The sequence below is a fragment of the Streptomyces sp. NPDC088261 genome, from assembly GCF_044740805.1.
Lineage (GTDB): Bacteria > Actinomycetota > Actinomycetes > Streptomycetales > Streptomycetaceae > Streptomyces.
Map to the genome: position 1 here is coordinate 81,910 of NZ_JBIURL010000007.1, position 14,817 is coordinate 96,726.

At 71.0% G+C, this 14,817-nt stretch carries 13 protein-coding genes and 1 pseudogene; 10 read left to right on the plus strand and 4 right to left on the minus strand.

The genetic code is table 11. The annotated features are described in order from the left end of the window. The first annotated feature begins 18 nt into the window (after positions 1-18). Both ACIODU_RS15930 and ACIODU_RS15935 read left to right on the plus strand, forming a co-directional pair. Complete coding sequence (locus tag ACIODU_RS15930) at positions 19-336, plus strand: hypothetical protein (protein WP_365902878.1); 318 nt, start codon at positions 19-21, stop codon at positions 334-336. Between the two features lie 100 nt (positions 337-436). Further along, positions 437-679 (plus strand): hypothetical protein, encoded by a 243-nt coding sequence (locus ACIODU_RS15935; RefSeq protein WP_401767949.1) that lies wholly within the window; start codon positions 437-439, stop codon positions 677-679. Positions 680-1,769: 1,090 nt separating this feature from the next. Here the strand turns inward: ACIODU_RS15935 and ACIODU_RS15940 are convergent. Both ACIODU_RS15940 and ACIODU_RS15945 read right to left on the minus strand, forming a co-directional pair. Then, positions 1,770-2,294 (minus strand): TerD family protein, encoded by a 525-nt coding sequence (locus ACIODU_RS15940; RefSeq protein ID WP_401767951.1) that lies wholly within the window; start codon positions 2,292-2,294, stop codon positions 1,770-1,772. A 142-nt stretch (positions 2,295-2,436) separates the two neighbouring features. Next, the gene (locus ACIODU_RS15945) at positions 2,437-3,396 is read right to left on the minus strand and encodes a DUF1152 domain-containing protein (protein WP_401767953.1); all 960 of its coding nucleotides are present in this window, start codon (positions 3,394-3,396) and stop codon (positions 2,437-2,439) included. 136 nt (positions 3,397-3,532) lie between these two features. Here ACIODU_RS15945 and ACIODU_RS15950 point away from each other — a divergent pair, with 136 nt between their 5' ends. The 3 genes and pseudogenes from ACIODU_RS15950 to ACIODU_RS15960 all read left to right on the plus strand — a co-directional run bounded on the left by ACIODU_RS15950 (position 3,533) and on the right by ACIODU_RS15960 (position 5,926). Further along, positions 3,533-4,138, plus strand: a complete 606-nt coding sequence (locus ACIODU_RS15950) for a YdbC family protein (protein WP_356427812.1) — start codon at positions 3,533-3,535, stop codon at positions 4,136-4,138. 120 nt (positions 4,139-4,258) lie between these two features. After that, positions 4,259-4,918 carry a histidine phosphatase family protein gene (locus ACIODU_RS15955; RefSeq protein ID WP_356427810.1) on the plus strand — a complete coding sequence of 220 codons (660 nt, stop codon included), beginning with the start codon at positions 4,259-4,261 and terminating at the stop codon, positions 4,916-4,918. A 140-nt stretch (positions 4,919-5,058) separates the two neighbouring features. Beyond that, positions 5,059-5,926 (plus strand): annotated as a pseudogene (locus ACIODU_RS15960) (ADP-ribosylglycohydrolase family protein). Between the two features lie 160 nt (positions 5,927-6,086). Here ACIODU_RS15960 and ACIODU_RS15965 read toward each other — a convergent pair. Further along, a complete protein-coding gene (locus ACIODU_RS15965) occupies positions 6,087-7,637 on the minus strand; it encodes an MFS transporter (RefSeq protein ID WP_401767955.1) in 1,551 nt (516 codons plus the stop codon). 161 nt (positions 7,638-7,798) lie between these two features. Here ACIODU_RS15965 and ACIODU_RS15970 point away from each other — a divergent pair, with 161 nt between their 5' ends. The 3 genes from ACIODU_RS15970 to ACIODU_RS15980 all read left to right on the plus strand — a co-directional run bounded on the left by ACIODU_RS15970 (position 7,799) and on the right by ACIODU_RS15980 (position 10,049). Continuing rightward, positions 7,799-8,452, plus strand: a complete 654-nt coding sequence (locus ACIODU_RS15970) for a TetR/AcrR family transcriptional regulator (RefSeq protein ID WP_356427801.1) — start codon at positions 7,799-7,801, stop codon at positions 8,450-8,452. Between the two features lie 140 nt (positions 8,453-8,592). Beyond that, entirely contained in the window at positions 8,593-9,303 is a 711-nt protein-coding gene (locus tag ACIODU_RS15975; RefSeq protein ID WP_356427798.1) for a ribonuclease HII, read from the plus strand. 107 nt (positions 9,304-9,410) lie between these two features. Further along, positions 9,411-10,049, plus strand: coding sequence for a hypothetical protein (locus ACIODU_RS15980; protein ID WP_356427795.1), 639 nt, complete (start codon positions 9,411-9,413; stop codon positions 10,047-10,049). Between the two features lie 212 nt (positions 10,050-10,261). Here the strand turns inward: ACIODU_RS15980 and ACIODU_RS15985 are convergent, their stop codons facing one another. Continuing rightward, a complete protein-coding gene (locus ACIODU_RS15985) occupies positions 10,262-10,888 on the minus strand; it encodes a hypothetical protein (RefSeq protein ID WP_356427792.1) in 627 nt (208 codons plus the stop codon). Positions 10,889-11,220: 332 nt separating this feature from the next. Between ACIODU_RS15985 and ACIODU_RS15990 the strand changes: the two genes are divergently transcribed. Then, the gene (locus ACIODU_RS15990; protein WP_401767958.1) at positions 11,221-13,380 is read left to right on the plus strand and encodes a RecQ family ATP-dependent DNA helicase; all 2,160 of its coding nucleotides are present in this window, start codon (positions 11,221-11,223) and stop codon (positions 13,378-13,380) included. Positions 13,381-13,476: 96 nt separating this feature from the next. Continuing rightward, positions 13,477-14,811: a DUF4192 domain-containing protein gene (locus ACIODU_RS15995; protein WP_401767959.1), complete on the plus strand. Its 1,335-nt coding sequence runs from the start codon at positions 13,477-13,479 to the stop codon at positions 14,809-14,811. Positions 14,812-14,817: the final 6 nt, after the last annotated feature.

Consider the following 14,817-nt stretch of genomic DNA (forward strand, 5'->3'; position numbering starts at 1 on the left):
GACGTGATGCTCAGTTTCATGGACGCCTACATCCTGTGGCGCAACCTGCCGTTCCCCCGGAGCGGATCGAGTAAGGACCTCATTCTGGCGCGCAGCGATCTGGCGGAAGCCGACGAGTACGTGACGACGGTGATCCGATATGTGGAACGCGGGATCTTTAAGCCGGCGCCGGTTGATGTCCTCATGATGCTTCAAGCGCTGATGCAGCGAATCGATCGGATCGGTGACACAGCATCGGGAGGCGACCAAGCCGTCGCTCGCTCGCAACATGCATACGCGGCGCTGCTCGATCTCGTTTATCGGCAGTTCCTTGAAGCGGGCCGTCCGCTTCAATAGCAGATTCACTTTCCGGTCGGAGCGATCGGGCGGACTGAATCATGCGCGACGTCAGCGACATCTCGGCAGCCTTTAGGGGTGTTGTGTGAGCTTGCAAGGGATGCCTATTGAGCAGCTCATGGAGAAGTTGGGCCGCTCAGGCGTCACCGTGATCCTTAAGGTGGACGACGAGAGAATGGTGAAAGGTGGCGAGCCCTGGACTTTGGTGATGTCGGGTCCGGGACTGGGGCCCGAAGGGTTCATCCGCGCTGAATCCTCCAGCCTGAGCGACTGCCTCGAACAGGGATTCACCCGGTTGTTTTCCCGGCCCGGCGACTGGGAATGGATCGCTGAAATCTTGTAGCCATTGAAACGAGGCCCTCCCGAATTCATCGGGAGGGCCTCGTGCCGTTTGACGGCAACGGTGACGGCAACGTCAGCGGACGACGACCGTGGTGGGCGGGTTGTCAGGGTCGTCGTCCTGACTGCCGAGGGCGTGGCCCAAGGCGTCGATGGCGTTCCGCTGGCTCGCTAGTAACTGGGGTGACAGTCAATCATCACCCACGGCCATTGTGTCTCGATCAGCGACCCAAGGTCGGGGTACACGGTGAACCAGCCCAGGAGTGACGCGGACCCCATGCGCGGTCACGGTTACCTTTCTCGCCTCGCCGGCAACATCGAGTCGGTGCGGCTGGGCTTGGGCAAGGAACTGCTGGAGTACGCCCGCGACCCCACAGCCCGTCGCGCAAAGATTCAGTCGGCCTCCGAATACCGCTGGCTGGACTGCCGGTTGACCCGGACCTCGCTGACGCACTCAGGGTCGCCGACTCGCGCGGGCGGCCCCTCCGGACCCGGAAGAGGAACCGGCCACCAAAGTGCCCCTGCGCCGAAACCCCCGACAGCTCAACCACCAACACCAGTGGGATCCCAAACCGCCGCTGATCTGTGAATTCTATGGACCGTCTCGGCGGGAGTTGTGGATGCTATGAGAACGTACTCGGCGGTGGGGCTGTGGAGGTTGAGTTGTCTGTTTATGTTTCTGTGAGAGGGTGGATTGAGTGCGATGGCTGGCAGTTCGCGCGTGCGAAGGAAGTGGTTGGGAGGGCGGGTGATGGGCTCTACGGGGGAGGGTGGGGATTTCCGGCCGGGCCCTTCAATTGGACGTCCTTCGTTTTTTATGGAGGTGACATTCAGGAGGGGCAGGTTCAGTGGCTGCTAGATGTTATCCGTGAGATTGCCGCTATTCCCGAGTCGGGCGACGCAGAGGGGGCGGTTCAGGGATTGTTCATGGTGAGCCATGAGATCCACGGCCTTACTGAATGGCAGGTTCGCGACGGAGGGGTGCATGTCATGGGCGCGGGGGAGCGGCACCAGTACCTTGGGCCTTTTTGACCGGGTGCCGGGTTCCACTTGCGGCGCATTGGTGACGTTGGGGGCGGCGGGCTTCGAGTGCGTCAGCGGGTGCCCATGATTGTGGCGAAGTGTTCTGGGTCTGCGTCGAAGCCTTTGAGGGACGGGTGGAATTCCCAGGCGCCTGAGGGGGTGCGGAGGAATTCCGCGACCGTGGCTGCTGTGGAGTCCGCGACCTCTGTGAAGGTGTGTTCCAGGAGTTCTGTGTAGCCCTCGGCGAAGCGTATTTCGGGGGAGGCTATGTCGGCGAAGGTGCGGCGCCTGTGGTGTTGTTGGATGGCTACGCCTACGACGACCCGGCCCAAGGACGCGTTCATGCGGTCCAGTTCCAGGGTCATCTCCTCGTCGGTGCCGAAGCCCTGGCCCGTGCGGCTGTCGCGGTTCAGGGTGATCGTGCCGTCGGGGGAGCGGCTGCCGAAGTGGACCAGGTAGACCGGCTTGCCCGTCGGGTCGGCCGCTGTGTAGGTCGCCGCGACGATGTCGAGGTCGTGGTCCGCCTCGCCGAGGGCGCTCGGGTTCCACTTGAGGGTCACCTCGACCTTCGACACCCCTTTGTTGAAACCGCTCACTTGTTTGTCCCCCTTGTCCGAACCGGGCCGCGGATCCCCGGGCCTTGTACGCAAGGCTAGACCCGGGTGCTGACAACGGAGGCGTACATATGGCCAGTTGACGCCACGATGGCCGGTACTCGCCAGCCGGCCGCGAGGGCGGTCAGTGCGGGATGCGGAGCGGTGGCCGCTGGGGGATCTCCTCGCGGAACAGTTCGATCGCGCTGCTCACCTGGCGCATGAGGTGGGTGTCCTCGATCCGGTCGAGGTAGAGGCAGCGCCGGGCCAGGCCCGCCAGTTCGAAGGCGAAGCAGAGCGACATCAGCGGGTTGACGAACAGTTCGCTGTTCCGGGTGCGCGACGTGAACCGTACGTCCCCGAAGTCGCCCCGGACCGCCGCCGCTATCGACCCGTTGACGATGCTCGGACGGACCGGGGTGTTCGCGTGCGCGTGGGCCACCGCGTCGAGGAAGAGCGCGCCCTCCTTGGACGCACGGGGGATCGAGAACGCGCCCAGGTAGGCGCCGTCGCGCTCCAGCGCGGCGATGTTCTCCAGCACCAGACCGTGGCTCACCCCGTGGTACGCGTCGATGCCGAAGCCGATCGACATCACCAGCCGCTGAGGGCCGTCGTCGATCCCGGCCAGCGCGGCGACGCTCGTCAGATCCTCCTCCGGGGTGCCGAGCCCCGACTCGTCGCCGCGCATCAGGATGTCCGTACCGCCGTCCACCAGGACGACCGCGTCGATGCCGTACGCCTCGATCACCGCGCGGTAGGCGGCCCGCAGCGGCTGGACCCCGACGCGTGCGAACGCGTGGACGGTGCTCGGGTAGCCGTGGAGGTCCAGCCATTGCGCGAGCGTGCGCTCCGGGAAGTACGTCTGGTGGAGGGACGTCTCCGGGGTGACGACGGCCACGTCCGGGGCGAGCCAGGCGTCGAGCGGGAGTCCTTCGATCGCGCTGAACGTCAGGTTCGCGAGATGGACCTCCTTGCCCTGGTGCAGGAGGGACAGCGCGAGGGGCAGCCCCGCGTAGATGTCGAATCCGCCGCCCGCCCCGGCGACGAGGACTCGCTCGGCCGGCTCCAGCCGTGCGAAGAGTTCAGGGGTGTGCAGTGCCGTCATGGCGATCATTGTGCGGGGGCGGGGGCGGGGGCGGGGGCGGGGAGGGGGAGGGGGACGGGGGTGGAGCGGGGCGGGCAGCTTAGACGGAGGCGCGCGGGAGTGACCGGCGACACGCCGGGGACCGTACGATGGCGCGGTGCTGGTCAAGTGGACCCGCTGCACCGTGATCGACCGTAGAGGGTACGAACGCGGACAGCGGAAATGGGCGGGGTTGCTCGGTGAGCCGGGGTTCCGGGGGCAGGGCGGGGGATGGAGCAGGGTGCGGCCCGGGGTGGCCCATGTCTTCTCGTTCTGGGAGAGCAGGGCGTTCTACGACTCCTTCATGGCCCGTTCGCACGACCGGCTGGCCGCCGCGCAGTCGGGGACGTACCGGGACATTCAGGTGAAGTTGTTCGATCATCGGTTCGATGTGAAGACCGGCTTTGAGCCGCGGTTCACGGACGCCGACGTGGTGCGCGTCGCGCACTGCAAGGTCCATGAGGACCGGGTCGAGCACTACGCGCTGATGCAGGAGAAGGTGTGGAACCCCGCCATGGCCGGATCGCCCGGCATGCTGCGCGGGCTCTTCGGCGAGGCGCCGGGGAACGAGTTCATCGTCCTGTCGATGTGGCACTCCGCCGCCGAGCACGGGAAATACCGGGCGGAACGGGTCGAGCGGCTGACCCTGCGCGCCCAGACGGCCGCCGACGTGGCGGCCCTCGCGGGGGACATCATCGCGCTCGAACCCTCCTGGACGGTGTAGGGGCGCACCCTACGGATGCCGGTGTGGGTGCGGGGGACGGCGGTACGTAAATCGTCCTGGAGCGTGCCCAAGGGCCCTCCCCGCGTGCCGGGGGGATCCGGACCGATCTAGGGTCGTGGCATGGCACGACCGCGGCGCATCGTTCTGGTCCGGCACGGCGAGTCGGAGGGCAACGCCGACGACACCGTGTACGAGCGCGAGCCCGACCATGCCCTGAAGCTCACCGAGAGGGGCCGGCGGCAGGCCGAGGAGACCGGCGCCGAGCTGCGCGAGCTGTTCGGGCGGGAACAGGTCAGCGTGTACGTGTCGCCGTACCGCAGGGCCCACGAGACCCTGCACGCCTTCTCCCTCGACCCCGACCTGGTGCGTGTACGGGAAGAGCCCAGGCTGCGCGAGCAGGACTGGGGGAACTGGCAGGACCGGGACGACGTGCGCCTCCAGAAGGCTTACCGCGACGCCTACGGGCACTTCTTCTACCGCTTCGCGCAGGGGGAGTCGGGTGCCGACGTGTACGACCGGGTCGGCGCGTTCCTGGAGAGCCTCTATCGCAGCTTCGAGGCGCCGGACTCGCCGTCGAACGTCCTGCTGGTGACCCACGGGCTGACCATGCGGCTGTTCTGCATGCGGTGGTTCCACTGGTCGGTCGCGGAATTCGAGTCCCTCTCCAACCCCGACAACGCGGAGACCAGGATGCTGCTCCTCGGGGAGGACGGGCGGTACGCCCTGGACCGGCCGTTCGCGCACTGGCGTACCCCGGAGCCGTACGGAATGACCAAGTAACCGGCGGTATTCACCCGGTAGAGTGCCTCGCGATGACCGTGAATTCCTCTTCCCACCCCGATTCCCACCCCGATCCTCACTCTGATTCCTACCGCGAAGACGCGACCCGGGACGGTCGCTTCGCACGCGCCCTCGACAGCCTGCGCGGCCTCTCCGTAGGAGACGCCCTCGGCTCCCAGTTCTTCGTCCCTTCGAACTATCCGCTCCTGGCGCGCCGCGAGCCGCCGCCCGGCTCCTGGCAGTGGACCGACGACACCGAGATGGCCGTGTCCGTCCTTGGCGGTGCTCGCCGCGCACGGCCGGATCGACGAGGACGCCCTCGCGCACTCGTTCGCGGACCACCACGACTTCGACCGCGGATACGGCCCCGCCGTGAACCGCATGCTCCGGCTGGTCCGGGAGGGCGGCGACTGGCGTGAGCTGGCCGCCGGGCTCTTCGACGGACAGGGCTCCTGGGGCAACGGCGCGGCCATGCGGGTCGCGCCGCTCGGCGCGTGGTTCGCCGACGACCCCGAGCGGGCCGCGCGCGAGGCGGAGCTGTCCGCGTACCCGACCCATCAGCACCGCGAGGCCGTCATGGGTGCCGTGGCCGTGGCGGTGGCCGCGGCGCTCGCGGCGGATCCCGCCGGGCCGCCCTCCCCGGAGGCGCTGCTCGACGGTGTGATCGCGCTCGTGCCGCGCAGCGCCGTGGGCGCGGGGGTGCGGCGGGCCCGGGACATGCTGGACTACGACGACGCGAGCACGGTGGCGGCCGTCCTCGGCTGCGGGCGGCGTACCAGCGCGCTCGACACGGTGCCGTTCGCCCTGTGGTCGGCGGCCCGGGGGCTCGGTGATTTCGAGCGGGCCTTCTGGACCACCGCGCAGGTGGGCGGCGACGTGGACACGACCTGCGCGATCGTCGGCGGAGTGGTCGCCTCCGGGCGCGCCGGGGCGCCGCCGCCGGAGTGGCTGGAGCGGACGGAAGAGCTGCCCGCGTGGGGGAACACGGCCGGGCGTCACCTCGCCTGATCTGTCGCGGGCCTGCGGTGGGTCCCGCACGCGTCGGCTGCCGCGCGCTGGACGGGCCGTAGAGGCGTGGCGCACGAAAGCGGCAAGAAAGCGGTACGAAAGCGGTACGGGGCGCTCCACGCGGGAGCGTCCCGTACCGCCTCCGTACGTACGGCAGCCCTCAGGCGACCGGCCCCGCCGCCTTGCCGCTCAGTGCCTCCAGGTCGCTCTTCCGCACCCGTATCACCAGCACCGCCGTCAGCAGCGCGACCACCACCATCGCCACCGCCGCCATGAACGCGGTCGAGATGCCCTGGGTCAGCACCGCGTGGCCCCAGTGCCCCGGCAGCTGCTGCGTCTTCGCCAGCTCCGCCTTCTCGGCCGCGCTGCCCTGCGCCAGGAACGAGGGCAGCTGCTTGTCGGCCTCGTCGCGGCTCGCCGTACCGAAGACGGTGACCAGGATCGAGAGCCCGAGCGAACCGCCCACCTGCTGGCTCGCGTTCAGCAGACCGGACGCCGCGCCCGCCTCGTGCTGCGCCACCCCGGAGACCGCGGTCAGCGTGAGGGTGACGAAGTTCAGCCCCATGCCGAAGCCGAAGATCACCAGCGGGCCGAGGACACCGCCGACGTACGTGCTCCCCGGGTCGATCAGGGTCAGCCAGAGCAGCCCGACCCCGGCGAACGCCGATCCGGCCACCATGAACGGCTTGGGGCCGAGGACCGGCAGGAGCCGCTGCGAGAGCCCGGCGCCCACGGCGATCGCGACCGTCACGGGCAGGAACGCCAGGCCCGAGGTGATCGGGCTGTAGTCGAGCACGTTCTGCACGAAGAGGACGATGAAGAAGAACATGCCGAACATCGCCGCCGCGAGGCTGAGCATGATGACGTACGTCCCCGACCGGTTCCGGTCGGCGAACATCCGCAGTGGCGTGATCGGTTCCTTCGCCCGCGACTCGACCAGGACGAACGCGGCGAGCAGCACGACGGCCGCCGCGAACGAGCCGATGGTGACCGAGTCCTTCCAGCCTTCCTCGGACGCCCGGATGAAGCCGTACACGAGGGACGCCATGCCCAGCGTGGACGTCGCGGCTCCGGTGAGGTCGAAGCGCCCCGGGTGCCGTTCCGACTCCTTGATGTACATCGGGGCGAGCACGGCGATCAGTACGCCGATCGGCACGTTGACGAAGAACACCCACCGCCAGTCGAGCCACTCGGTGAGCATGCCGCCGGCCAGCAGCCCGACCGCGCCGCCGCCCGCGGAGACGGCGGCGAACACTCCGAACGCCCGGTTGCGCTCCGGGCCTTCGGCGAACGTGGTGGTGATGAGCGCCAGCGAGGTGGGGGAGGCGATCGCGCCGCCCACCCCCTGGAGCACGCGGGCGGCGAGCAGCTGCCACGGCTCCTGGGCGAAACCGCCCAGGAGGGACGCGAACGTGAAGAGCAGGATGCCCGCCATGAAGACCCGGCGGCGTCCTAGGACGTCGCCTGCCCGGCCGCCGAGCAGCAGCAGACCGCCGAACGTGAGGGTGTACGCGCTCAGCACCCAGGAAAGATCTGTGGTGGAGAAGCTCAGCGCGTTCTGGATGTGCGGGAGCGCGATGTTCACAATGGTGGCGTCAAGCACCACCATGAGCTGGCAGGCCGCGATGACGGCGAGCGCGATTCCCGGGCGCCCGCTCCGTCGGGCCGCGCCCGGTGCGGTGCCGGGTGTGTCGAGTTGAGAGGTTGTCACTGCTGGATCCCCCACAAGTGAATTAGTGAACGCATCCGTTCACTGTCCCGTACACGGTAGTGAGTCCCCTTCAAGGAACGCAAGCGTTCACTGGGTGCTGTCTCGCAGGCGTTCACTGGGTGCTGTCCTCCCAGGAGCCGTCCCCCGATGGAGAGTTACTGATGGTTTCTTCGCGTCCCGCCGCCGGGGCCCGGCCGCAATCCGTGTCCGTGCGCCGGCGGGGGCCCGTCCTGGAACGGGCCATTCTCGAGGCGGCGCTGGAGCAGTTGAGCAGGGTCGGCTGGAACGGCCTGACGATGGAGGGGGTCGCCGCGGGCGCCCGGACGGGAAAGGCCGCCGTCTACCGGCGCTGGCCGTCCAAGGAGGATCTGGTCGCGGACGCCCTCCAGGCCGGACTGCCCGCGGTCGGGGAGGCGCCCGACCGCGGGAGTGTGCGCGAGGACCTGTACGAACTGTGCCGGCGGATGCGGGACGCGATGTTCTCCCTGCCGGGGGCCGCGCTGCGCGCCGTCGTTCACGAATGCGACGCGCCGACCGCCGAACGCTTCCACGGGCTGATCTTCAGCGGTCTCATCGAACCGTCCAACCGCCTCTTCGGAGAGGTCGTGCGCCAGGGGATCCGGCGGGGGGAGGTCCGTTCCGACGCCGTCGGCGAGCTGGTCTTCGACGTGATCCCGGCCCTGATGATGTACCGCTCCAAGATGTGCGCCAGCGAACTGCCCGACGAGGAGATCGCCGAGATGATCGACCGGGTCATGGTGCCGCTGCTGCGTGCGTGGCCCGTGGGGCCGGCCCGGGACGGTACGGCCCGTTGAGCCGGTCCGGGACGGCACGGCCGCTTTGGGCCGGTCGGTGAGGGCGCGGCCGGTTTGGGCCGGTCCGTGAGGGCGCGCGGCGCGACAGTGGGTACCCGCCCTGTCGCGTCGCGTCGGGTCGGCGTAAAGTTGCGAACGCCATGCCGTACGAAGCACCCACGCACACTGTCGAGCGATCGCTCCGAGCGACCACCGGCGCCAGGATCATCGCCGGCGTCGACGAAGTCGGACGCGGAGCGTGGGCCGGACCCGTCACCGTCTGCGCCGCCGTCACCGGACTGCGCAGGGCTCCGGCCGGCCTCACCGACTCGAAGCTCATCAACCCCAAGCGCCGTACGGAGCTGGCCGGTGAGCTGGCGGGGTGGGTCACCTCGCACGCGCTCGGACACTCCTCCCCGGAGGAGATCGACGAGCTGGGGATGACCGCGGCCCTGCGGCTCGCCGCCGTACGCGCCCTGGAGGCGCTGCCGGTTCGGCCCGACGCGGTGATCCTGGACGGCAAGCACGACTATCTCGGGGGGCCCTGGCAGGTGCGTACGGTCATCAAGGGCGACCAGTCCTGCGTCTCGGTGGCGGCCGCCTCGGTGCTCGCCAAGGTGCGCAGGGACGCCATGATGGCCGAACTGGGCGCCGGGTCCGAGGAGTACGTCCCGTTCGCCTTCGGCGCCAACGCCGGCTATCCCTCGCCGGTGCACAAGGCGGCGCTGGAGGAGCGGGGTCCGACGGCCCAGCACCGGCTCTCGTGGTCCTACCTCGACGGCCTGCCGCGCTGGCGGCACCTCAAGAAGGTCAGGGTCTCCGCGGAGACGGCCGCGATGGAAAGCGGGGGCCAACTCGGCTTCGAATTCTGAAACTTCCGGTGAACCCTCCGGCCCGTGTGTCATCCGACCGCGGACATGGGTACAAATGTGCCAACCCGCCGATGCTTTTCGCGTCGGTATTTGATAGACATCCAGTTATGCCTCTCTTCCCCGAGGAGCCTCAGATTCACGAGAGAGCCCAGGGTCCCAGCGCCACCCCGGCCACCGGCCGGACCGCGCAGACCCCCCGTCCTGTACCCGGCCCGCGTCCCGTACCGGGGCCGCGCTCCGCGGCGACCCCGCGTCCCGGTCGTCCGGGTCCCGGTCCCGCGAGGCCCGCGCCGCCGGCGCAGCGCTCGGCCGGCTCCGCCGGAGTGCCCCAGGCACCCCGGCCCGCCACCCCTTCCACCCCCAAGATCCAGCTGACCCCGGCGTCGGTGGACGGCGCGCTCGACGCCGCCGACGAGACCGTCGACCTGCTGCTCGACTCCGGTCGGGCGCCGGGCGACATCCTCGTGCTCACCACCGGCGACCAGCACCCGTGGGCCACCCACGAGCTGTCCTTCGGCGAGGCCGCCTACTGGGCGCAGCACGACGCCCGTGAAGACGTGTTCTTCGCGGACGCCGCCGCCGTCGCCCGTGCCCAGCCCCGTCCGGTGGTCGTCGTGGTGGTCAACGGGGGCGGTGACGAGGTCTACGCCCGCGTGCTGCCCGCGGCCCGGGAGCGGGCCACGGCGCTGCTGGTCGTGTGCGGTGACCCCGAGCGGGTCAACGCCGTGCTCGGCGCGGGTGTCTGAGCCTCACCCTGTCGTGACCCGGCTGCCCGTCAGGGGGCGGCCGGGCCGCTGAGGCCGTCCGGCGTGCGCGGGTGACTGCTGCCCGCGCGCGGGTGGCTTCGGCGCGCGGCCGTGCGCCGCGCCCGGCTCGCGGTGGCGCGGGGCGCGCCGGGCTCGTGGTCGTACGGCATGGTCGGCACGCGGTCGTACGGCGCGTTCGGCCGTACGGTGGTTCAGCGCGCGGCCGTGCGCCGCAGCGCCTCCACCGCCCCGCTGCGGAGCGGTGTCACCTCGGGATCGGACGCCGTGTCGGCCAGATCGACCGGTGCGGACTCGGAGTTGGGGCGCCGGCCGCCGCGGCCCTCGCCCAGCACCTGCCAGCCGCCGCGGGTCAGCGTGATGTACGCGCCGCACCGCAGCCCGTGCAGGGTGCAGGCGTCCCGCAGCCCCCACATCCAGGCCCCGTCCTCCTCCGTCCACCGCTCGTCGCCCTCGCGGCAGTAGAGCAGGACCGCGGTGCGTACGGGCGTACGGCGGCGCAGGTCGTGCGGGATGACCCGGCGCAGGTGGGCGAGGAGGGCGTTGCGGAACTCCCAGCCGTCCACGGGTGCCGCGCGGGGGACGAACGAGGCGCTGGCGGCGAGCCGTTCCTCATGGTCGAGCACGGCCACGACGGCCGTCGCGGGCTTCGGGCGGTGGCGGCTGTGCAGGCCGCTGACCACCTCACGGGGGTTGCTGAGCAGGGGTATGCCCGCCGCCGCCCATTCGGCCGGCTCCAGCATTCTGGTGAGGCCGCTGACGGAGCCGGCCGGTGATGTGGTGATCGAAGTGGCTGCGGACGGAGCGAATCCGAAGGTCACGATCCTCCCTTCGCATTCACGCCCACGGTACGGGCAGGGTCGGGTGGGGGGCGCACCGCAGCACAGCCCTTGCGGACCGCAGGGGGGCCGTGCGGGGAGACTCTCCAATTCTCGCTGGCGTATCGGCATGCGGCAACGAGCAATTGGCCCGACTGACCGTAATGCGGGGCTATGTGTGCCATATCCCTGCGGAGACCGGCCACGAGCGCCGATTATCGTCCCCTCCGAACCGTGAGGACCAGCGGAAACACCCGCGGCGCCCCGGACTCGGCCGCCGGGGTCCGCGCGTGGTGGATTCGTGGATTGTCACTGCCATCGGGTTGCATGGGGGGATGGACAACCTGGAGCTCCGTACCGAAGCCGATGCCGTTCTCGCTGAGCTCGTCGGTGCCCCAGGGGGGTCGGCGCGGCTGCGGGAGGACCAGTGGCAGGCGGTGTCCGCCCTGGTGGAGGAGCGCCGTCGCGCGCTGGTGGTCCAGCGGACGGGCTGGGGCAAATCCGCCGTGTATTTCGTGGCCACCGCCCTGTTGCGGCGGCGTGGCTCGGGTCCCACCGTGATCATCTCGCCGCTGCTGGCGTTGATGCGCAACCAGGTCGAGTCGGCGGCGCGGGCCGGTATCCAGGCGCGCACCATCAACTCGGCCAACCCCGAGGAGTGGGAGACGATCTACGGCGAGGTCGAGCGGGGGGAGACCGACGTCCTCCTGGTCAGTCCGGAACGCCTGAACTCGGTGGACTTCCGGGAGCACGTACTCCCCAAGCTCGCCGCCACCACCGGCCTGTTGGTGGTCGACGAGGCGCACTGCATTTCCGACTGGGGCCACGACTTCCGCCCGGACTACCGGCGGCTGCGGACCATGCTCGCCGAACTCGCCCCCGGCGTGCCGGTGCTGGCCACCACCGCGACCGCCAACGCGCGCGTCACGGCCGACGTGGCCGAGCAACTGGGCACGGGCGGCGGGGACGCGCTGGTGCTGCGGGGGCCGCTGGACCGGGAGAGCCTGCGGCTGGGCGTACTGGAGCTGCCGGACGCGGCCCACCGGCTGGCGTGGCTGGGGGAGCGTCTGCGGGATCTGCCCGGTTCGGGGATCATCTACACGCTGACGGTGGCGGCGGCCGAGGAGGTCGCGGCGTTCCTGCGCGGGCACGGCTATCCGGTGTCCTCCTACACGGGGAAGACGGAGAACGCCGACCGTTTGCAGGCCGAGGAGGATCTCCTCGCGAACCGCGTGAAGGCGCTGGTGGCGACCTCCGCGCTGGGCATGGGATTCGACAAGCCGGACCTGGGCTTCGTGGTGCACCTGGGCTCGCCCTCGTCCCCGATCGCCTATTACCAGCAGGTGGGGCGTGCCGGGCGCGGAGTGGACCACGCGGACGTGCTGCTGCTCCCGGGCAGGGAGGACGAGGCGATCTGGGCGTACTTCGCCTCGGTGGGCTTTCCGCCCGAGGAGCAGGTACGGCGCACGCTCGCCGTTCTCGAACAGGCGGGGCGTCCCTTGTCGCTGCCCGCTCTGGAGCCGCTGGTCGACCTCCGGCGTTCGCGGCTGGAGACGATGCTGAAGGTCCTGGACGTGGACGGGGCGGTCGAGCGCGTGAAGGGCGGCTGGACCTCCACGGGCCGGCCGTGGGCGTACGACGCGGAGCGGTACGCGTGGGTGGCCCGGCAGCGGGAGGCGGAGCAGCAGGCCATGCGGGACTACGTGGCGACCGCGGGGTGCCGGATGGAGTTCTTGCAGCGGCAGCTCGACGACGAGGAGGCGGTCCGTTGTGGCCGCTGCGACCGCTGCGTCGGGCCGTGGCTCGACCCGGCCGTCTCTCCGGGGGCCCTGGCGGCGGCCAGGGGTGAGCTGGACCGGCCGGGGGTCGAGATCGAGCCCCGCAAGATGTGGCCGACCGGGCTCGCCGCGGTCGGCATCGACCTCAAGGGGCGTATCCCGGTGGGCCAGCAGGCGCTCGCGGGGCGGGCCCTGGGCAGGCTGTCGGACATCGGCTGGGGCAACCGGCTGCGTCCGATCCTCTCGGCGCAGGCGACGGACCGGCCGGTTTCTGAGGAGGTGCTGGCCGCTGTCGTGACCGTGGTGGCCGACTGGTCCCGCTCGCCGGAGGGCTGGGCCGGCGGCTCTTCCGACGCGACGGCGCGGCCCGTGGGGATCGTCGCGATGCCGTCCCGTACCCACCCCCAGCTGATCGCATCCCTGGCCGAGGGGGTGGCCCGGGTCGGCAGGCTCCCGATGCTGGGCAGTCTGGCCTACACCCCGGAGGCCGACGAGCACGTCGCACACCGCAGCAACTCCGCGCAGCGGCTGCGCGCCCTGGTCGCCTCGTTCACGGTGCCCGGCGAACTCGCCGCCGCCCTGGCCCGTACCCCCGGTCCGGTGTTCCTCGTCGACGACTACTCGGAGTCCGGCTGGACCCTGGCCGTCGGCGCGCGTCTTCTGCGCCGGGCCGGAGCCGAGCAGGTGCTCCCGCTGGTCCTCGCCCAGGCCGGGTAGGGGACTTCGCCGCCGGGACATGGCACGAAGGCCGCCTGTGGACAAAGTTATCCACAGGGGTCGCGGGATCAGGTACTTCCGCGAGACGGTCATGCCATGAACAAGCACCACGAACCGACCGGAACCGCCGACGAGCAGCAGATCACCCTGCGCAGTCCCGCGGAACTCGCCGACGCCCTGCCCTATCTCCTCGGATTCCATCCCACCGACTCCGTCGTCATGGTCGCGCTGCACGGCGGGCGCGGGAGGTTCGGGGGGCGGCTGAGGCTCGGTATCCCCCGCTCGCCGGGGGAGTGGCCGCCGGTGGCCGAGCAGCTCGCCGAATGCCTGGTCGAGGGGAGCGAGCGGCGCGGGACCCGGCCGGACGGCATCGTCGTCTTCCTCTGCCAGGACCCGGCGGAGGGCGAGAGCGGCCGGCGGGTGATGGAGCGCCTGCGCCCGCTCGCCCAGCGGCTGCGCCTGGCCTGCGGCGCGCTGGACGTGCCGGTGTACGAGGCGCTCTGCATCTCGGACGGGCGGTACTGGTCGTACTGCTGCCCCGACGTCCGCTGCTGTCCGCCGGAGGGTACGGGGCTGGCCCTGCCCGGTACGTCGGTGATGGCCGCGGCCGCCGCCTACGCCGGCATCCGGGTGCGGGGATCGCTGCGGGAGATGGAGGCGCGCCTGGAACCCCGGCCGGCCCCGGCGGGCGACGGGCAGGCGCGGGCGCTGGACGACGCGGGCGCGGCTCTCGTGCCCCGCATCCTGGGCGGCGGGGACCGGGAGCGGGTCGGCGCGGAGACCTTACGGCTGGCGCGGGTGCTGATGCGGCGGCTGGAGGGCGCGCCCCGTCGGGGGGTCCCGGACAGCGGCGCGGGGGAGTTGGACGCGGCGGACGACCGGCTCATCGGTGACGACGAGGCCGCGGCGGTGATCCTCGGGCTCCAGGACCGGGTCACCCGCGACCGGGCGGCGGAATGGATGGAGGGGGCGGAGGCGGAGCCCGCGCTCCGGCTGTGGCGGGCGCTGGCCCGCCGCTGTGCGGGGCCTTACGTGGAGCACGGGGCGGCGCCGCTGAGCCTGGCCGGTTGGGTTGCCTGGTCCCTGGGGGACGAGCCGGCGGCCCGGGTCGCGCTCGGCCTGGCGCTGCGCGTCGATCCCCGGTACGTCTTCGCGCGCCTGCTCCACCAGGCCTGCAACCAGGGTATGGATCCGGAGGAGTTGCGGCACTGCCTGCGCCGGGAGCGCGCGGCGCGGGACCGGTCGGACCCGCGTCGCGCGGCCCGGCGCCCCAAGGCCCGCCCCATCAGGCCCCCCGCCCCGCGCAAGGCGCTGCCGCCCGCCGCTGCCACACGCCCCGAGGCACCGGCGGACCGCAGGGGAATCGACCGCCGCCCCGACCGCGGCCCCGACCGCCGCACCGGTCGGCGCGGCACGAGGAGCGGGCGGTGACGGCGC